This window comes from Aeromonas sp. 5HA1, from assembly GCF_029237245.1.
GTDB lineage: Bacteria > Pseudomonadota > Gammaproteobacteria > Enterobacterales > Aeromonadaceae > Aeromonas > Aeromonas salmonicida.
The window spans coordinates 36,095-53,051 of record NZ_JAACFW010000030.1; the positions used below are offsets into that span (position 1 = coordinate 36,095).

12 protein-coding genes are annotated in these 16,957 nt (G+C 59.7%); 7 read left to right on the top strand and 5 right to left on the bottom strand.

The genetic code is table 11. The annotated features are described in order from the left end of the window. Window positions 1-24 precede the first annotated feature (24 nt). The 6 genes from arcB (at window position 25) to GWQ27_RS20380 (ending at window position 11,918) form a co-directional block, all read left to right on the top strand. Window positions 25-2,337, top strand: a complete 2,313-nt coding sequence (gene arcB, locus GWQ27_RS20355; protein WP_275908187.1) for an aerobic respiration two-component sensor histidine kinase ArcB — start codon at window positions 25-27, stop codon at window positions 2,335-2,337. A gap of 55 nt (window positions 2,338-2,392) precedes the next feature. After that, entirely contained in the window at window positions 2,393-3,757 is a 1,365-nt protein-coding gene (gene dgt, locus GWQ27_RS20360; protein WP_234579848.1) for a dGTPase, read from the top strand. 322 nt (window positions 3,758-4,079) lie between these two features. Further along, window positions 4,080-4,283: a hypothetical protein gene (locus GWQ27_RS20365; protein WP_005311635.1), complete on the top strand. Its 204-nt coding sequence runs from the start codon at window positions 4,080-4,082 to the stop codon at window positions 4,281-4,283. A 147-nt stretch (window positions 4,284-4,430) separates the two neighbouring features. After that, window positions 4,431-8,711, top strand: a complete 4,281-nt coding sequence (locus GWQ27_RS20370) for a transporter substrate-binding domain-containing protein (RefSeq protein ID WP_275908188.1) — start codon at window positions 4,431-4,433, stop codon at window positions 8,709-8,711. After that, window positions 8,692-9,903, top strand: a complete 1,212-nt coding sequence (locus tag GWQ27_RS20375) for an EAL domain-containing response regulator (RefSeq protein WP_275908189.1) — start codon at window positions 8,692-8,694, stop codon at window positions 9,901-9,903. Before GWQ27_RS20370 ends, GWQ27_RS20375 begins: the two co-directional genes overlap by 20 nt. A 38-nt stretch (window positions 9,904-9,941) precedes the next feature. Next, window positions 9,942-11,918, top strand: a complete 1,977-nt coding sequence (locus GWQ27_RS20380; RefSeq protein ID WP_159165654.1) for a methyl-accepting chemotaxis protein — start codon at window positions 9,942-9,944, stop codon at window positions 11,916-11,918. Window positions 11,919-12,069: 151 nt separating this feature from the next. Here the strand turns inward: GWQ27_RS20380 and rfaH are convergent, their stop codons facing one another. The 4 genes from rfaH to metN form a co-directional block, all read right to left on the bottom strand. Further along, the gene (gene rfaH, locus GWQ27_RS20385; RefSeq protein WP_005311640.1) at window positions 12,070-12,567 is read right to left on the bottom strand and encodes a transcription/translation regulatory transformer protein RfaH; all 498 of its coding nucleotides are present in this window, start codon (window positions 12,565-12,567) and stop codon (window positions 12,070-12,072) included. A gap of 95 nt (window positions 12,568-12,662) precedes the next feature. Next, a complete protein-coding gene (gene metQ / locus GWQ27_RS20390) occupies window positions 12,663-13,463 on the bottom strand; it encodes a methionine ABC transporter substrate-binding lipoprotein MetQ (protein ID WP_275908190.1) in 801 nt (266 codons plus the stop codon). A 26-nt stretch (window positions 13,464-13,489) separates the two neighbouring features. Then, window positions 13,490-14,143 carry a methionine ABC transporter permease gene (locus GWQ27_RS20395; RefSeq protein WP_017411745.1) on the bottom strand — a complete coding sequence of 218 codons (654 nt, stop codon included), beginning with the start codon at window positions 14,141-14,143 and terminating at the stop codon, window positions 13,490-13,492. Between the two features lie 76 nt (window positions 14,144-14,219). Beyond that, on the bottom strand, window positions 14,220-15,263 hold the full coding sequence (gene metN / locus GWQ27_RS20400; protein ID WP_275908191.1) for a methionine ABC transporter ATP-binding protein MetN: 1,044 nt from the start codon (window positions 15,261-15,263) through the stop codon (window positions 14,220-14,222). A 474-nt stretch (window positions 15,264-15,737) separates the two neighbouring features. Between metN and GWQ27_RS20405 the strand changes: the two genes are divergently transcribed. Then, window positions 15,738-16,193 (top strand): hypothetical protein, encoded by a 456-nt coding sequence (locus GWQ27_RS20405; protein ID WP_275908192.1) that lies wholly within the window; start codon window positions 15,738-15,740, stop codon window positions 16,191-16,193. Between the two features lie 62 nt (window positions 16,194-16,255). Here the strand turns inward: GWQ27_RS20405 and GWQ27_RS20410 are convergent. Beyond that, window positions 16,256-16,957, bottom strand: a 702-nt coding sequence (locus tag GWQ27_RS20410) for an IS3 family transposase (RefSeq protein WP_275908193.1), incomplete at its 5' end; no start/stop codon positions are given.

Consider the following 16,957-nt stretch of genomic DNA (forward strand, 5'->3'; position numbering starts at 1 on the left):
GAATATCGGGGAGAAAACAACAAGATGAAACAAATAAAATCCTGGGCGCAATATTACGTCGATCTGATGACCAAGCTGGGTCTGGTGCGCTTCAGCATGTTCCTGGCGACGGGCATCATAGTGCTGGCCGTCTCCATCCAGATGGGGGTAACCCTGTTTCTGCGCGGCACCGTAGACATAGTCGACCTGGTGCGCTCCGTCTTCTTCGGCCTGCTGGTGACCCCCTGGGCCGTCTATTTTCTCTCCATCGTGGTGGATCAGCTGGAGGATTCCCGCCAGCGGCTGACTCGCATGGTGCGCAAGTTGCAGGACATGCGCGAGCGGGATCTCGAGCTCAACAGCCAGCTGCAGGAGAACATCAGCCGCCTCAACGCCCAGATCGCCGAGACCAACCGGGCCGAGACACTGCGCCAGCAGGCCATCGAGGATCTGGAGAACGAGGTATTCCAGCGCGAGAAGGCCCAGCTGCATCTGGGGGAGCGCACCGCCCTGCTGCGCTCCTTCATCGACTGCTCCCCCGATCTGGTCTACTACCGCAACGAAGACGAGCAGTTCTCCGGCTGCAATCGCGCCATGGAGGAGCTGACCGGCAAGGTGGAAGCGGAGCTCATCGGCTTGACCCCGTTCGATGTCTACAAGCACGACATCGCCAGCAAGGTGGTGGAGACCGACAAGCAGGTCTTCGCCCAGAACGAGCCGCTCACTTATGAACAGTGGCTGGAGTACCCCGACGGTCGCAAGGCCTACTTCGAGCTGCGCAAGGTGCCTTTCTTCGATCGCTTCGGCAAGCGGCTCGGCCTGCTCGGTTTTGGCCGCGACATCACAGAGCGCAAGCAGTATCAGGACAAGCTGGAGAAGGCGAGCCGCGACAAGACCACCTTCATCTCCACCATCAGTCATGAGCTGCGCACTCCGCTCAACGGCATAGTGGGCCTCAGTCGCATGCTGATGGATACTCCCCTCGATCCCCGGCAGCATCAGCAGCTCAAGACCATCCACCTGAGTGCCGTGACCCTGGGCAATATCTTCAATGACATCATAGATCTGGACAAGCTGGACCGGCGCCGGTTGGAGATAGCGCCGACCCCCATCGACCTGCCCGCCTTTCTGGACGAGCTGGAGACGCTGTCGCGCATCCAGGCGGAGCAGAAGGGGCTTTATCTGCATTTCGATCGGGATGGCGACATGCCGCAGTTCGTGATGGCCGATGGCACCCGCCTGCGCCAGGTGCTGTGGAATCTGGTGGGCAATGCGGTCAAATTTACCGATGAGGGCGGCGTGACTGTGCGTTGCCTCTCCCATGCGGCCGATGTGCCGGGCAAGTTGGCATTGCACTTCGAGGTGGAGGATACCGGTGTCGGCATACCTCGCGCCCAGCAGGAGAAAATTTTTGCCATGTACTATCAGGTGCAAGGCAAGAAGCACGCCACCGGCACCGGCATAGGTCTGGCCGTCTCCCGCCAGCTGGTGCAGGCCATGGGTGGTCAGCTCTATGTGGACAGCGACCCGGGTGAAGGATCCTGCTTCACCGCCGAGCTGGAGGTGGATTGCGTCGAACCTCAGGTGGCCACTTCCGAGCAGGAGATGCCGACCCTCGATATCCTGCTGGTGGAGGACGTGGAGCTGAACGTGACAGTGGCCTGCGCCCTGCTCAACAAGTTGGGGCATGAGGTCAAGGTGGCCCGGGACGGCGCCCAGGCGCTGGCCATGGCCAATCCCGATGACTTTGACCTGATCCTGCTCGACATCCAGCTGCCGGACATGACCGGCTTCGATGTGGCGGCCCAGTTGCTGGCACGCTACGGCGACAGTTTGCCACCCATGGTGGCGCTCACTGCCAATGCCACCGGCGATCGCCAGTATTATCGGGATCGCGGCCTGCAGGATGTGATCAGCAAGCCGCTGGGCTCCAGGGCGGTGCGCGAAGTGATTGGTCACCTGTTTGCGGATCTGGCTGACGATGAGGCCGACGAGCAAGCCGATGCAGACAATCAGGATGCGCTGCTTGACCTGGCCTTTCTCACCGATTACGCCGATACAGTGGGCAAGCCGGTGCTGCTCTCCAGCGTCGAACTGTTCGAGAAAATGATGCCGGACTACATGGCTGTGCTCGACTCCAACATGATTGCCAAGGATCAGGCAGGCGTGGTGGAAGAGGCGCACAAGATCAAGGGCGCGGCCGGTTCCATCGGTCTGCGCCGGCTGCAACAGCTGGCCCAGCTGATCCAGAGCCCGGATCACCCCGCCTGGTGGGAGAACGTGGAGGACTGGATAGAGTCGCTGCGCCGCGAGTGCCCGGGTGACATAGCCCGGCTGAAGCGCTGGCTGCTCTCCTGAGCCTGTCTGCCGCCTCATTACGTTGCCGCTTCAGGCACAGAAGGAGATGAATAATATGTATCAGCGCTTGATCCCGTCACTGCGCAGTCACCCCTGGGGTGAGGAAGATTTGCTTGAGGCGACCGAGCTGGATCGTGCCCGCATCGTACAGGCGGCACCGGTGCGCCGGCTGCAACAGAAGACCCAGGTTTTCCCGCTCGATGTGAAGGCTTCGGTACGCAGCCGTCTGACCCACTCGCTGGAGGTGCAGGAGACCGGCCGCCAGATCAGCCGCCGCATTCTGGCGGCGCTGCCTGCGGGTGCTGTGTGCGAGGGGGCCTTCATCAATCTGGTGGAGATGTCATGCCTGCTGCACGATGTCGGCAACCCGCCGTTCGGCCACTTTGGCGAACAGGTGATGAGCCAGTGGCTGGCACAGGAGCTGGATACCCTGTTCGCTGCAGCCCTTGGCCAGACGCCCAGTCCGCAGTGGGCTGAGCTGCGCCAGGATCTGCTGGTGTTTGACGGCAATGCCCAGAGCCTGCGGCTGGTGCACAGTCTGCATGAGCTGAACCTGACCCTGGGGCAGCTGGCCGCCCTGTGCAAGTATCCGCAGCAACCCCTACCGGGGCTTCATTACGGCCAGCATCACGGCTGGACCAGCAAGCGCGGCATCTTCTTCAGTGAGCAACCCCTCTACCGTTCCCTGAGCCAGAGCCTGGGGTTGGCACCCGGTTGCCGCCATCCGCTGGTCTACATCATGGAGGCGGCTGACGACATCTCTTACTGCATCGCCGATCTCGAAGATGCGGTGGACAGACGCATTCTCAGCCTGAGCGAGCTGCAACAGGCGCTGCGTCTGGCCGATGAAGGCAGCTACATGGCCGGACTGCTGACGGATGCCACTGCCTCGGACAGAGGCTTCTTCCCCCATTTTCGCCAGCATCTGACTCACGACTTGATCGCACTGGCAGCCCACACCTATGTGAGCGAGCACGAGATCATACTGAGCGGTGCCTATCCCCAGGCGCTGCTGCACGGTCAGGCTCCGGCGGCCATGGTGCTCGACACCCTCAAGCAGGTGGCTCGCGAGCAGGTTTTCATGCGCCCCGAGGTCGAGGCGCTGGAGCTCGAAGGCTATGCCGCCTTGCGCGGTGTGCTCTCTACCTATGCCTGCCTGCTGGCATTGCCCGCCAGTCAATTCGAGCGCCTGCTGGCCGGGCAGGGGGGCAGCGAGCTCTTCTTCGCCCGTCGCCTGTTTCACCGCTTGTCGGCCCGTCATCTCAAGGCATACCGGCTGGCCGTGGCCAACAGGGATCCCCGTTTCGACAGCGGTGCAGAGCAGGAGTGGTACTACAGGGTGCGGCTGTTGCTCGACTATGTCAGCGGCATGACGGATACCTATGCGCTGGAAGAGTTCCGCTTGCTGTCCGGGATCTGATACGCCCGCGAGAAGGGCAGAAATGAACGCGCGCAGGCATTGATAGATGACTCACCACCCATATGGGGGTGAGGTTATTGTATAAAATTCGGTCTTTTTTTAGACTGTGGCAACTTGTTCAACTTTCACTTGGTAAGGAGACGAATATGCAACATTCAATGCTAAACGTTGCGTCCGATCGCTGCATTGGCAGCGCGAAGACTCGTGCTCTTTTTTTACCGCGTGGAGGAAACAGGTAACCCCTGTCTTTTTATCACCCGCGGTTGTCCCGCAGGGTGATCTCTTCTCTCCGGGAGAACCGCACGTTCAACTGGAGAATATCATGTCTATCGAACTGGCTCTGCTGCGCACTGTCGAATCCCTGGTTCAGAAACGGATCACCCGGCTGGAGCGCCGCATCAGCTACCTGCACCTCTCACCTGCCTTGCTGAAAGATATCGGCCTGGAAGGGCAAAATGTGCAGATCGCCCACATCCGTGAGCAGGAATATCAAACCGGCTTCCGACTTGGGAATCGAATAACCTGACAAGAAGGGGCTTGGCCCCCTTCTTGCAGGAAAATGGCAGGCTTGGGCCTGCCATTTTTGTATCCGGTTGAGTTTGATTACGAATGTTCATTCGCACATTTTGCCAAAATCCCTATTATCGCTCTCCGATCTGTTCAGGAGTTATCCATGTTGCGTCTTTGCTATCGCGCCTTCCTGCTGTGCTGGCTTGCCTGCTGGGGTCATTTGGCTGTGGCACAAACCAGTCTGGACAAGGACCGGCTGGGGCTGTCTGAGCGCCTGTGGCTCGCCTCGCGCAGCGATCTGGTTGTCGGCATGCCCTCTGTGGCCTGGCCCCCTTACGTCTATGCCAATAGCCGGGGGGGGTTCAGTGGTCCGCTGGATGATTTTGCCTCTCTGGTTGCAGGTCGGCTTGGACTGACGCTGCGCTACAAGACCTATCCCTACTACGCTGGTGCCCAGCAAGCTTTGCTTGATGGCGAGGTCGACATGCTGATCGGCGTGACCCCCAGTGCCTCGCGGCAACAGAAAATGCGGTTTACCTCGGATCTCATGGGGCTGCCCCGTGGTGTGCTGTTGGCGAAGGGGAACGACACCCTCTCCCTGGCGGCGGCTCGTCAATTACGCTGGGTGTGTGAACAGGGATTCAACTCCTGTGAGGACCTTGAGAAGCTGGGCATGGACCAGTTGGCGCAGGCAGACAGCAGCGACGAGGCCGTCTTCATGGTGAAAAAGGGGTTGGCAGACGCCTATCTGGCCGATCTGCCTGCCCTGGTTCGCTTGCAACGCCTGCAGCAGCAGGCCGGCCTGAAAGTGATCACTCCGGACTGGGTGACGGATACCTCGCTGGCCATGGCAGTGGGACCCAATAATCAGGGACTACTGGCACTGCTGGAGCTGGCGCTCAACGACATCCCCCTTGAGGATCGGCGCCGCATTCTGGAGACGGGGGGCATAGTCGACTATGAACTGGCTCATGGCCCTCGCCAGATTATCTTCAACCAGAGCGAGCTGAATTGGCTGGCCTTGCATCCCACGCTCAAGTTTGGCGTTGCACCTGACTGGCCCGCTGTGAGCGAGATCGACAGTACGGGTCAGCTCAAGGGTTTCATCGCCGACCTGCTCAAGGTGATGAGCACCCGGTCCGGTCTCAAGTTTACTCTGGTACCGACCAGCAGCTGGACCGAAACCCAGGCGCTGTTCCAGGCGCGCAAACTGGATTTCATTCCGGCCATGACGCCGACGCCCGAGCGCCGCCAATTCTCTCTGTTTACCCCTGAGTACGCCTTCATCCACAGAGTGATCGCGGCCAGACAGGGGGTGGCTGAGCTTGAGGATCTCAATCAGCTCAAGGGGCACAAGGTAGGCATAGTCGGTGGTTCTGTGGAGGAACTGGTGCTCAAGGAGGTGGGAGCCTATCCGGTGACGGTCAGCAGTGATACCAGGCTGTTGCCCCTGCTCGATCAGAATGAGGTCGATTATGTGCTGATGAGCATGACGACGCTGCAACTGGCGTTGCAGAAGGGATTCAACAACCGCTATCAGGTGGTCTTCTCTGGCAACGAGTTGCGAGTGCCCGTTGCCATGGCGGCCCATCAGCAAGATCCCATGTTGCAGCAGATCTTGACCAAGGTCTTGCTCTCCATCCGGCCTGACGAGTTGTCGAGGCTGGAACAGAAGTGGCTCTCCCTCACCATCCAGACCGGCATCAACCCGGCGACCGTGCTGCTCTGGTCCTCTTTCGGTATGGGGGCCTTCCTGCTCTGCGTGCTGTTGTTCATGGGCTGGAACCGCACGCTGCGTCGCCAGATAGTCCAGCGCCAGCTGGCCGAGCGCAAATTGAACGAGCAGCTGACCTTTGTGCAGACCCTGCTCAACTCCCTGCCCAACATGGTGGCACTGCGTGACCGGGAGCAGAGCATCACGCTGTGCAACCAGGCTTATCGGGATGCTTTCCTTGGTGCCTGCGTGGGCGATGAGTGTATCGATCTTGACGGCATGCCGCCCCAGGAGCGTGAGCGGGTGCTCAAAGAGGAGCAGGATGTGTGGCACAGCGGCAAGCAGCTGGAAGGGGCTGGTTACAGTCGCCGCCAGGATGGCACCCTGTTTCACGTCATCTATGCCAAGCGCCCCTACCGATCACCGAGCGGCGATATGCTGGGTGTATTGACGGTGCTCACCGATGTGACCCGTATCAAGGAAGCCGAGGCGCGGGCCCGCAAGGCTGAGACACGGCTCACCCAGATCACTGACAGTATGCCGGGTATCGTATATCAGTACCTGTGGCAGGGGCCGGGCCAGGGGCGCTTCCTCTATGCCTCGCAAGGGGCGAACGAGATCCTGGGGGCCAGCCAGCAGGAGATGCTGTCGGCGGAGTCCGGGGGCGAGGTGTTCGGCTTTACCGAAGAGGCGCTGCAGGATTTTGTCAGCAAGGTCGCCAACCACGCCGAGACACTGGCACCGCTCGACCTGGAGGTAAAGGTCGAGCGCCCTGAGGGAGATCGCTACCTGCAGGTGCGCGGCAGTTTCGTGCCGCAGGAAGAGGGGAATCTGATCCTCAACGGCGTGATCCAGGACATCACTGCCCTCAAGCGTCAGGAGCATGAGTTGAGGGAGGCGCGCGCCTATGCGGAGCAGGCGATGCAGGTGCGCAGCCGTTTCCTCGCCACCATGAGCCACGAACTCAGAACCCCCATCTCCGGCATGCACGGCATGCTGGAGCTGCTGCAGATGAGCGAATTGAATGAAGATCAGCGTTACATGCTGCGCAACGTCATCACCTCTACCAACAATCTGCTCTATCTGGTCAACGATGTGCTCGACTTTTCCAAGATAGAGGCGGGCCAGCTGCAACTGCATTATCAAGCCTGCCGTCTCGCCTCCGTGATCTGTGACGTGATCCGTGGTCATGCCACCCTGGCCCATGGCAAGGGGCTCAAAGTGACACTGGATTGGGCGCCAGACGTGCCGGACCAGGCGCGTATCGATGCTGTGCGGGTGGGACAGGTGCTCTCCAATCTGCTCAACAATGCGGTCAAGTTCACCGAGCGGGGGGAGATCCGCATCCAGGTCAGTTATCGCGCCGAGCAACTGCTCATCGCCGTCAGTGATACCGGTATCGGCATTGCCGAAGCGAAGCAGGATCGCCTGTTTACCCCATTCGAGCAGGTGGAATCCGACATAAATCGACGCTTTGGCGGCACAGGGCTGGGGCTGGCCATCTGTCATCAGCTGGCGCAGAAAATGGGAGGCAGCCTGGCCCTTGAGAGCAAGCCCGGCCAGGGAACCCGCCTGACGTTCAGCTTTCCGTTGACCGAGAGTCGATGGGATGCACCTGCGCTGGCGGGTCAGGAATGGTGGCTGTTTGGCGAGGATGCCGCCTTGCAGTCTGCCATGCAGCGGCTGGGGGCCAGGCTGAATCGTCTGGATCCTCAGCAGTGGCAACAGCCACTTAGTGGCTTGCTGTTCGCGGAGGAGGGCTGGCTGGAACAGGCCCTGGGCAGCGATTGGCTGACACGTTTACAGCAATCCGCGCTCAAGGGCATAGTGCTCTCCCCGCTGGAGGCACTGCGCGGACGCATGGGATCGGATGCCTGGTGGCGCTTGGGGCAATCCCCGCTCTATCCGGATCTGTTGCTGGAAACCTGCCATCAGCTGCTGGGAGAGAAAGCGATCAATCCGGTCGAGGCCCATACGGCCAAGTTGCAAGGACGCGTGCTGGTGGCCGATGATCATCCCATCAACCGTGCCCTGCTGGCCCGTCAGCTCGCCATTCTGGGGGTGGATGCCGAGGTGGTGGATGATGGCGAGAAGGCGCTGCGCACCTGGCAGGGGCAAGATTTTGCCTTGCTGCTCACCGATTGCCACATGCCGGTGATGGATGGATATACCCTGACGCGGACCCTGCGAGGGCAGGGGGAACAGGCGCCCATCATTGGCGTCACGGCGGATACGTCAGAAGAAGCCAGTCTGCAGATGCAGGAGGCCGGCATGAACGACATGCTGTTCAAGCCTTACACCCTGGATACCTTGCGCCAGATGCTGGAGGACTGGTTGCCGGTCGCCGCACCGGTCGCCGAGGTAATACCGGTGCCTGCTGAACCCGCTGCGGATCTGGGGGCATGCTGGATCTCGCTGTTTGGCGATGAGGCGGTGGCCCGCAGCATGGCGCGGGAGTATCTGGATTCCAACCGCCAGGATAGTGATGACATGATGCAGGCATTGGCCCGTCAGGATACGTATGCTCTGGTAGAGACTGCGCACCGCATCAAGGGGGCTGCCCGCATGGTAGGACAGCTACCATTGGCAGAGGAAGCTGCCCGACTCGAAGCGGCGGCCCGACTGAAACAGCTGGAAGAACTCACCGAGTTGAGCCAGACAGTACAGGCGCTGATGAACTCTATAACACGCGAAATTGGACTATGGCTCGATGAACAAGACACAGCATGAGTTGGCGATCATGGTGGTGGAAGACCACGCGTTTCAGCGCAAGGCACTGATGCACCAGATCCGTGGGCTCGGTTATACCTCACTGCTGGAGGCTCAGGATGGCGTGGAGGCACTGGCAATGTGTCAGCGCCATCAGGTCGACATTCTGTTTTGCGATCTGCGCATGCCCGGCATGGATGGCATGGCGTTGCTGCGCCGTCTCTCCCTCGGGGGCTTTCGTGGCGGTATCATCCTCTCCAGTGCACTGGAAGATGACGTGGTCGAGGCTGTGTTGCGGATGAGTGCCGCCTATGGCCTGCAGGTGCTTGGGCGCATCGAAAAGCCCTCCAGCCAGCAGCAGATCAGCCAGTTGATCGGCGCCTGGCGCCCACAGCAGGAGCGTACCCAGGAGGAAGATGGTCACAGCCTGACGCTGGATGAGCTGAGCCGGGCATTGGAGCAGGATCAACTGCTGCCCTGGTATCAGCCCAAGGTGAGTTTTGGCTCGGGGCACTGGGTCGGCATGGAGGCGCTTGCCCGTTGGCAGCACCCTGACTACGGCCTCATCTCGCCGGTGCGCTTCATTCCCCTGGCGGAGAACAACGGCCTCATCGATCAACTGACTGAGGTGATCATCAGCAAGTCGTTGCGTGACGGTCACCTGTGGGAGCAGACAGGTCTCTCCCTCAATCTGTCGATGAACCTCTCAACCACCTCCCTTATCGAGGGGGATCTCTGCAATACCCTGATCAACCAGTGCCAGCGCTGGAGCATCAACCCCGAGCTCATCACCCTGGAGGTGACCGAAAGCTCGTTCGTCAAGGATCTGGGCAAGTCGCTGGAAGTGCTGACTCGGCTGCGGATGCATGGCTTTGGCCTCTCCATCGATGATTTCGGGACCGGCTACTCCTCCATGCAGCAGCTGGCGCTGCTGCCCTTCACCGAGCTCAAACTGGATCGCTCTTTCGTCGATCGCTGCTATGAGGACCCCTCTCGCTTGGCCATAATAGAGTCAAGTATCGAACTGGCCCGCAAGTTGGGACTCAAGTCGGTCGCCGAAGGGGTCGAGGATGAGCTGACCTGGCGACTGCTGGCCAGATTGGGGTGCGATGTGTGTCAGGGCTTCTTCTCCGCCCGGCCCATGCCGCGGGATGAATTGATGGGGTGGCATGACACCTGGCGCGAACGGTTACCCGGCCTGATCGGGGACTGATCGCCAGGCGGCATGCCCGCAGTTGAACAAGGACGTTCATGAAAATTTCAAGCAAGTTGTTGTTTAGTTTCTGTTTTATCAATCTGTTGGTGATCCTCTCCTCCGGCCTTGTCTATCACCAGCTCGGCCGGATCGGCGAGGTCGAGACAGCGCTGCTGGAGCAGGCACTGCCTGCCCTGCAACGGGATGAGGCGAGCCAGAAGGCGCTGGTGGCCACCGTCTCCTCCTTGCGTGGTTATCTCATTCTTGGCAAGGATCCGGTCCAGGCCTCCCGCCTCAAGCAGGAGTGGGAAGGGGCCTGGCAAGCCATCGAGCAGCAGCAGTTCACTCCCGCACTTGCCCAGTCGCTCAAGGCCTTCAAAGGACGTCAGGAGCAGGTATGGGCCATCGCCCACACAGAGGAGAACCTGCCCGCCCACACGCTCATGCTGCTGGAGGCGGGTCCGCTGGCAGAAGCGGCCCTCGATCAGTTGCAGTCATTCGCCAATGAAGAGGTAGCCACCCCACAGGATCAGTTGCCAGGGGATCGCCGTCTGCTGCTCAAGCAGGTGGGGGATGCGTATAACAGCCTCTCCAATGCCCTCTCAGCCCTGCGCGACTTCCTTATCTCGGGTGACCCCGAATATGGCACCAAGTATCAGGATTACTACCAGTTCCATCAGCAGCGGGTCGCCGAGCTGAAACAGCAGCAGGCCAATTTCTCCGAGGCCCAGAAGAGCCTCTGGTCGCTGTTTGAAGAGATGTCAGCGCCCTTTGCCGAACTGGTCGGTCAGGTGATAAGCAAGCGTCAGGCCCCGGACTGGGATCAGGCCAATCATCTGATGGCAACCGACATAGAACCTGCGTTGACCCAGCTGGCCAGTCAGCTGGCCGCCCAGGTGACCCAGACTCGCTCTGAAGTGGACAGCATGGGGGAGAAGATGGCCAGTGCCGGTCAGACCATCAACCGTACCCTGTTGCTGGCTACCCTGACCGTCATAGTGCTGGGCACCCTGGTCGCCCTGCTGTTCAGTCGCCGTCTGACCCGGGACATCGCCAGTCTGGTGGTGCGGGCCGATCTGGTGGCCAATGGCCGTCTGCCGTCCCGCCCTCTGCCGGTGCAGAGTCAGGATGAGCTGGGTGGATTGACGGGATCCATCAACCAGATGTCGCTGCAGCTGCGTCAGCTGGTCGGCGAGATCCAGGGCGCAGTGGGGCAGGTGGAGGGGGCGTGTGTCGAGGTGGGTAACACCACCAGGGCCATCGTCGACGATCTGGCGAGTCAGAATCAGCGGGTGGATACGGTGGCGGCGGCGATCGAACAGATGTCAGTCAGCACCCGTGATGTGGCGGGGAACATAGCCGAGGCGGCTCGAGTGGCCCACCAGGCTGAGGGACAGACACAGCAAGGGGGCAGTGCCCTCGGTCGCATGACCACCACAATGCAGGAGATTGCCGCCATGATAGCTCAGGCCAATCAGGCCATGGGGCTGCTCAGTGCCCAGAGCGAGCAGGTCGGCCGGGTGACCGAGGTGATCGCTACCATAGCCGAGCAGACCAATCTGCTGGCGCTCAATGCTGCCATCGAGGCGGCGCGGGCCGGGGAGCAGGGGCGTGGCTTTGCCGTGGTGGCCGATGAGGTGCGTTTGCTTGCCAGTCGCACCAGTCAATCAACCGAGGAGATCAGTCAGACCATCGCCAGTATTCAGCAACAGACCCGCCAGACGGTGAGCACGGTCGGCAGCGGTACCCAGTTGGTCGAACAGGGCCGCAACGCCGTTGCCTCTGTGACGCAGACCCTGGATACCATGCTGCAGCTGGTGCAGGATCTGTCCGGTCAGCTGGGGGCCATTGCCACCGCTACCGAGCAGCAGTCGCGGGTTGCCCAGGAGGTGGCGGGCACAGTGGAAGAGATCGCCGGGCTGAGCCGGCAATCGAGCCAGCGCAGCCAGCAGGGGGAAGAGATAGTGGCCAGACTGGCACAGGATACGGGTCGTTTGACGTCCGTCATCAGTCGCTTCGAACTGGGGGCCTGATAACGCCGCCAAGGCGGATGATCTGGATAAATAAATGAGGCGGGCCAGATGGCCCGCCTCAGCATTGGTACAGGCGGCAGACAGCATGATAGTCGAAGCTGCTGAAAGAATGAGGCGTTGCTTGTCATGAACGCCTGCCTGATGAGGGTCATTACAGGCGGCGAAAAGCCTGATTATCGAAGCTGCTGGAGGTCTCCTGGTTGAGCAGGCTGACCAGCAGGATGGCGCGTTTCTCCCCATCCGGTTCCAGATAAATCGCCTCGAATCCGGCCAATGGGCCCGATTCGATCAATACCTTGTCGCCCTGGGTCGGCAGGTTGGCGTAGCTGGCTCTCGCCTCGTCGCTGTCGTCACGGCTCATCAACTGATAAACCAGCTGGCTGCTGATGGCGGTCCACTCCTTGCCGAAGTGGATGATGCGGCTGATGCCACGGGTCGACTTCAGGGTGACCGGCGTGACCTCCTCCAGATCCACATAGATAAACAGATAGTTGGGAAACATGGGTTCCCGCACAGGGACACGCTTGCCCCGTCGCAGCTTCTCGATCTCGACCATGGGGTAATAGGACTCAATCCCCTGGGCTTCGAGATGGGCGCGTGCGCGGGCCTCTTCCTTTGGCTTGCAGTAGGCCAGATACCATTTTTTCATGTTCTGTTACGTTCGTGTTGCCGTGCTCCCGGTTATGATAACCGCGGCAATAAAAAAGGCCACGCTTGGCGTGGCCTTTTTTGCTGAGTGAGTGATTACCAACCTTTGACGATGCCGCCTTTGAACAATTCGTCAGCAGTTTTGTACACTTCGTCGCTCTGGAAGGCCTGGACGAACTCCTTCACCTTGGCGTCATCCTTGTTGTTGCCACGGGAGACGAGCAGGTTGACATAGGGAGAATCCTTGTCTTCCACGAACAGACCGTCACGGCCAGGCAGCAGATCGATCTGGGAGGCATACACGGTATTGATGATGGCCAAGTCCACATCTTCCAGGGAGCGGGGCAGCTGTGCCGCTTCCAGTTCAACAATCTTCAGATTTTTCGGGTTGCTGGCGATGTCGAGCACTGTCGCTTCGAGACCTGTGCCTTCTTTCAGGGTCAGCAGGCCCTGCTTTTGCAGCAGGATTAGAGAGCGGCCCAGGTTGGTCGGGTCGTTCGGCACGGCGATTTGCGCGCCCTCTTTCAGATCAGCCAGGGCCTTGATCTTCTTGGAGTAGCCGGCGATGGGGTAGACGAAGGTGTTGCCAACCGGTACCAGATCGAAGCCGCGATCCTTGACCTGGCTATCCAGATACGGTTTGTGCTGGAAGGCGTTCAGATCGATGCTGCCATCGTTCAGGGCCACGTTCGGGGTGGCAAAGTCGGAGAAGGTGACCACTTCGACATCCAGACCGAACTTGTCCTTGGCGACCTTGGCCGCGGCTTCCACCAGCTGGGATTCCGCCCCGGCAATGGCGCCTACTTTCAGGGTCTTGCTCTCTTCTTTTTGACCGCAACCGGCCAGTACCAAGCCAGCCAACAAGGCTGCCGCAACGGATTTAATGCCAAATTTCATAAAAACCTCCTGTCAGAAATCGACGATTAACGATGATCACATGTGTTGACCAGGCGCTCACCCGCGCTCTGGATGATTTGAACCAGTAAAACCAGAATCACAACGGTTGCCAGCATGACGGTGGGGTCAAAGCGCTGATAACCGTAGCGAATACCCACATCGCCCAGGCCACCCCCTCCGATGGCACCGGCCATGGCGGAGTAGTTCACCAGCGTGACCAGGGTAATGGTGACGCTGTTGATGATGCCGGGCAGGGCTTCTGGCAGCAGCACCTTGGTGATGATTTGCAAAGGTTTGGCACCCATGGCCTTGGCCGCTTCCAGCAAGCCGTCCGGCACCTCCATCAGTGCCCCTTCCACCAGACGGGCGATGAAGGGCACGGCACCTATGGTCAGCGGTACTATGGCGGCTATGGTGCCTATGCTGGTGCCGACGATCAGCCGGGTCAGCGGAATGATGGCAACCAGCAGAATGATGAAGGGCACTGAGCGGCCAATGTTGACCAGAATGCCGAGCAACTTGTTCAGGGCCGGGTTGGCCAGGATCTGGCCCGCCTTGGTCACGTGCAGTGCCACACCCAGCGGCAGGCCGAGCAGGCAGCCAAACAGGGCGGAGGCAAACACCATCAGCAGGGTATCACCGAGGGCGGTGACCAGCAGATTAATCATGGCTTCGGACATAACCCATTACCTCCAGCTGAATGCGATTGTGATCAGGGACTGCGTCTGGCAGCCCTTGAGGGCAGTGATGAGCAGATCAGTCGTTGCTGCGGACATAACCCATGACCTCCAGCTGAATATGGTTGTCTATCAGGAACTGCTGAGTCGCCTCGCACTGGGCCTCATCCCCGAACAGTTCTGCCAGCAGGAAACCGAACTTGACGCCCCCGGCGTACTCGATATCGGCGCTCAGTATGCTGATATCGATGTTGAAGCGACGACTCGCCTCGGAAATCAGCGGTGTATCGACGGTGCTGCCGGTAAAGCCGAGTTTCACCAGCGGATAGCTGCCCGCCACTCGCTCGCTGCCCATGCGGTCCTGATACTCCTGCGGCACCTCCAGATGGATGGTGGAGTGGATGAAATCACGGGCCAGCTGGGTCTTGGCATTGCTGAAGAACCAGGCGACCTCGCCCTGCTCGATCAGACTGCCGTCGCTGATGATGGCCACGTCATCACAAATCCCCTTCACCACATCCATCTCGTGGGTGATGAGCAGTATGGTGAGCCCCAGCTTGACGTTGATCTCCTTGAGCAGGCTCAGGATCGAACGTGTGGTCTGCGGGTCGAGGGCCGAGGTGGCTTCGTCACACAGCAATACCTTGGGAGCCGGTGCCAGGGCGCGGGCGATGGCGACACGCTGTTTCTGGCCGCCGGACAGCTCGGACGGATAGGCGTGGGCGCGGGCTTCCAGCCCGACCAGCGCCAGCAGCTCAAAGACCCGGGTCTGGATTTGGGCCTTGCTCCAGCCTGCCAGTTCCAGCGGGAACGCGATATTGGCGAACACTGTGCGGGAGGAGAGCAGGTTGAAGTGCTGAAAAATCATGCCGATCTGGCGGCGGGCCTGGGTCAGCTCCCGCTCCGGCAGGGCGGTCAGGTCCTGGCCGTCGACGATGACCTGCCCCTCTGTCGGGCGCTCCAGCAGGTTGACACAACGAATGAGGGTACTCTTGCCGGCACCGGAGGCACCGATCACCCCGAAAATTTTGCCTTGTGGCACATGCAGGCTCACGTCACGCAGGGCGTGCACGGCATCACTGCCTTTACCGTAGACTTTGTTGAGACCGATCAACTTAATCATGGATTCTTCCGTGCTAACAGCCTTAAAGCACAGGGCGCTACAGGCGGGTGAATTGGGCAGAGGTTCCACTGGGTTACTCTGTCATCATGGAGGATGATGCTAAGATGTCTGGATGGCTATGTCAACGCATGTTTCTACGTCTAGACGTCTAAAAAAGTGATAAGGATTCTCGCCGGATGACTAACGACGACAGTGGTTTATCAGGGCGCAATATTGTATTTGGCTATTGTTGATTTTTTCCGAATATAGCCTGGATAATCTGCTTTCGTTGTCTGTTTTGTTAGTCATGGGAGCAGGAGGGCTGTTCGCACTCTTTGGCTGCCACCAAGATGGCACAAATCGTTCCACTTTGTTCCTTTATCTCTTTTGTTATCCATCCCCTTGATGCAGCACAAAAAGTGACCTCCTTTGGTTTGGGATATGTGTGGTTGTTTTTTATACTCAACAGGTGTGGCGTGGCAGGAGGAGTGAGTGATGCGATTTCAACAGATCAAGGATTTGCTGTCTTACCTCGAACAGGTTCATCACCAGCTCGGACTCTGTTATGGGCGACTGATGGCAGAAGTGGATGGCGAGCGCAGCCGCATGTTGCTGGCGTATCTGCAAGGGCGGGAAGATGAAGCGAGTGCCCATCTGCACGATTATCAGGGACAGCTGAGTCAGGGCGTCAAGGAAACCTGGCTGGAGCGGGGCTTCAGCGAGGATCTGTTGCCCGAGATCCAGCGGTTGGCACTACCTGCCACTGCCCAGACTCAGGACATAGTGCAGCAGGTGTGTCGTCAGGAAGAAAAACTCATCGGCGAGCTGAGCCATCTGGCCCGCGAGTGCCCGACCGACGAGACAGCTGTCTTGCTGACCTCGCTGGCGTCGCTGGAACAAACCCGCTTGACCCGACTGGTACACGGTGTGCATCGGCTCGACGACATCTAGCCGCGGTAAAGGTTGTCTAGTCCTGAAATAGGTTTACACATTTTCGGCTAGCATTTCTCCACTCAGAACCCCCGATGCACCGCATCGGGGGTTCTGTATTTCAAGGCCTGATGCGGCCGCTCCAGGTTGTAAATATCCACCGCCTCACGCACCATCTCCCGTGCTTGCGCCAAATCTTGCGGGCTTTGCAACAACAACTCTCCTTTCAATATCCCGTTCACCCGCTCCGCCAACGCATTCTGGTAACAGTCATAGCCATCCGTCATCGAGCATTTCACCCCGTGCCGTTCATGCAATGACTGATACAAGCCCGAGCAATACTGCACGCCGCGGTCCGAGTGATGGATAAGCCCCCCGCCGCCACGCTGTTGCTTCAGCGCTTGTCTGAACGCCATCGCCACCGACTCGGCGTGCATCCCCTCGTGCACGTGATGACCCACTATCTTGCGTGAGTAAGCATCCGTCACCAGGCTCAGGTACAGTGGCCCGCTCCTGGCTGGCAGATAGGTGATGTCGGCGACCCAGACTTGCTCCGGTGCCACCGGCGTGACCTGCTCCGACCCTGCCTTGAGCAAGTTGGGATGACGGTAGAAGCGGTGAAAACTGTGGGTGGTCTTGTGATACGCCCGCTTGGGCTGCACCAGCAGGCGATGCTCGGCCAATATCCGAAACAGCCTGTCCCGCCCGACCTTGAGCCACACATCATCCTGACCCTGGAGCAGATAATGCAGCTTGCGGGTGCCGACCCGCGGTTGTCGCAGCCG

Bases quoted from the DNA above. Each gene is read 5' to 3' on its own strand.
- arcB (WP_275908187.1), top strand. From the start codon at position 25: ATGAAACAAATAAAATCCTGGGCGCAATATTACGTCGATCTGATGACC.
- dgt (WP_234579848.1), top strand. From the start codon at position 2,393: ATGTATCAGCGCTTGATCCCGTCACTGCGCAGTCACCCCTGGGGTGAG.
- GWQ27_RS20365 (WP_005311635.1), top strand. From the start codon at position 4,080: ATGTCTATCGAACTGGCTCTGCTGCGCACTGTCGAATCCCTGGTTCAG.
- GWQ27_RS20370 (WP_275908188.1), top strand. From the start codon at position 4,431: ATGTTGCGTCTTTGCTATCGCGCCTTCCTGCTGTGCTGGCTTGCCTGC.
- GWQ27_RS20375 (WP_275908189.1), top strand. From the start codon at position 8,692: ATGAACAAGACACAGCATGAGTTGGCGATCATGGTGGTGGAAGACCAC.
- GWQ27_RS20380 (WP_159165654.1), top strand. From the start codon at position 9,942: ATGAAAATTTCAAGCAAGTTGTTGTTTAGTTTCTGTTTTATCAATCTG.
- rfaH (WP_005311640.1), bottom strand. From the start codon at position 12,567: ATGAAAAAATGGTATCTGGCCTACTGCAAGCCAAAGGAAGAGGCCCGC.
- metQ (WP_275908190.1), bottom strand. From the start codon at position 13,463: ATGAAATTTGGCATTAAATCCGTTGCGGCAGCCTTGTTGGCTGGCTTG.
- GWQ27_RS20395 (WP_017411745.1), bottom strand. From the start codon at position 14,143: ATGTCCGAAGCCATGATTAATCTGCTGGTCACCGCCCTCGGTGATACC.
- metN (WP_275908191.1), bottom strand. From the start codon at position 15,263: ATGATTAAGTTGATCGGTCTCAACAAAGTCTACGGTAAAGGCAGTGAT.
- GWQ27_RS20405 (WP_275908192.1), top strand. From the start codon at position 15,738: ATGCGATTTCAACAGATCAAGGATTTGCTGTCTTACCTCGAACAGGTT.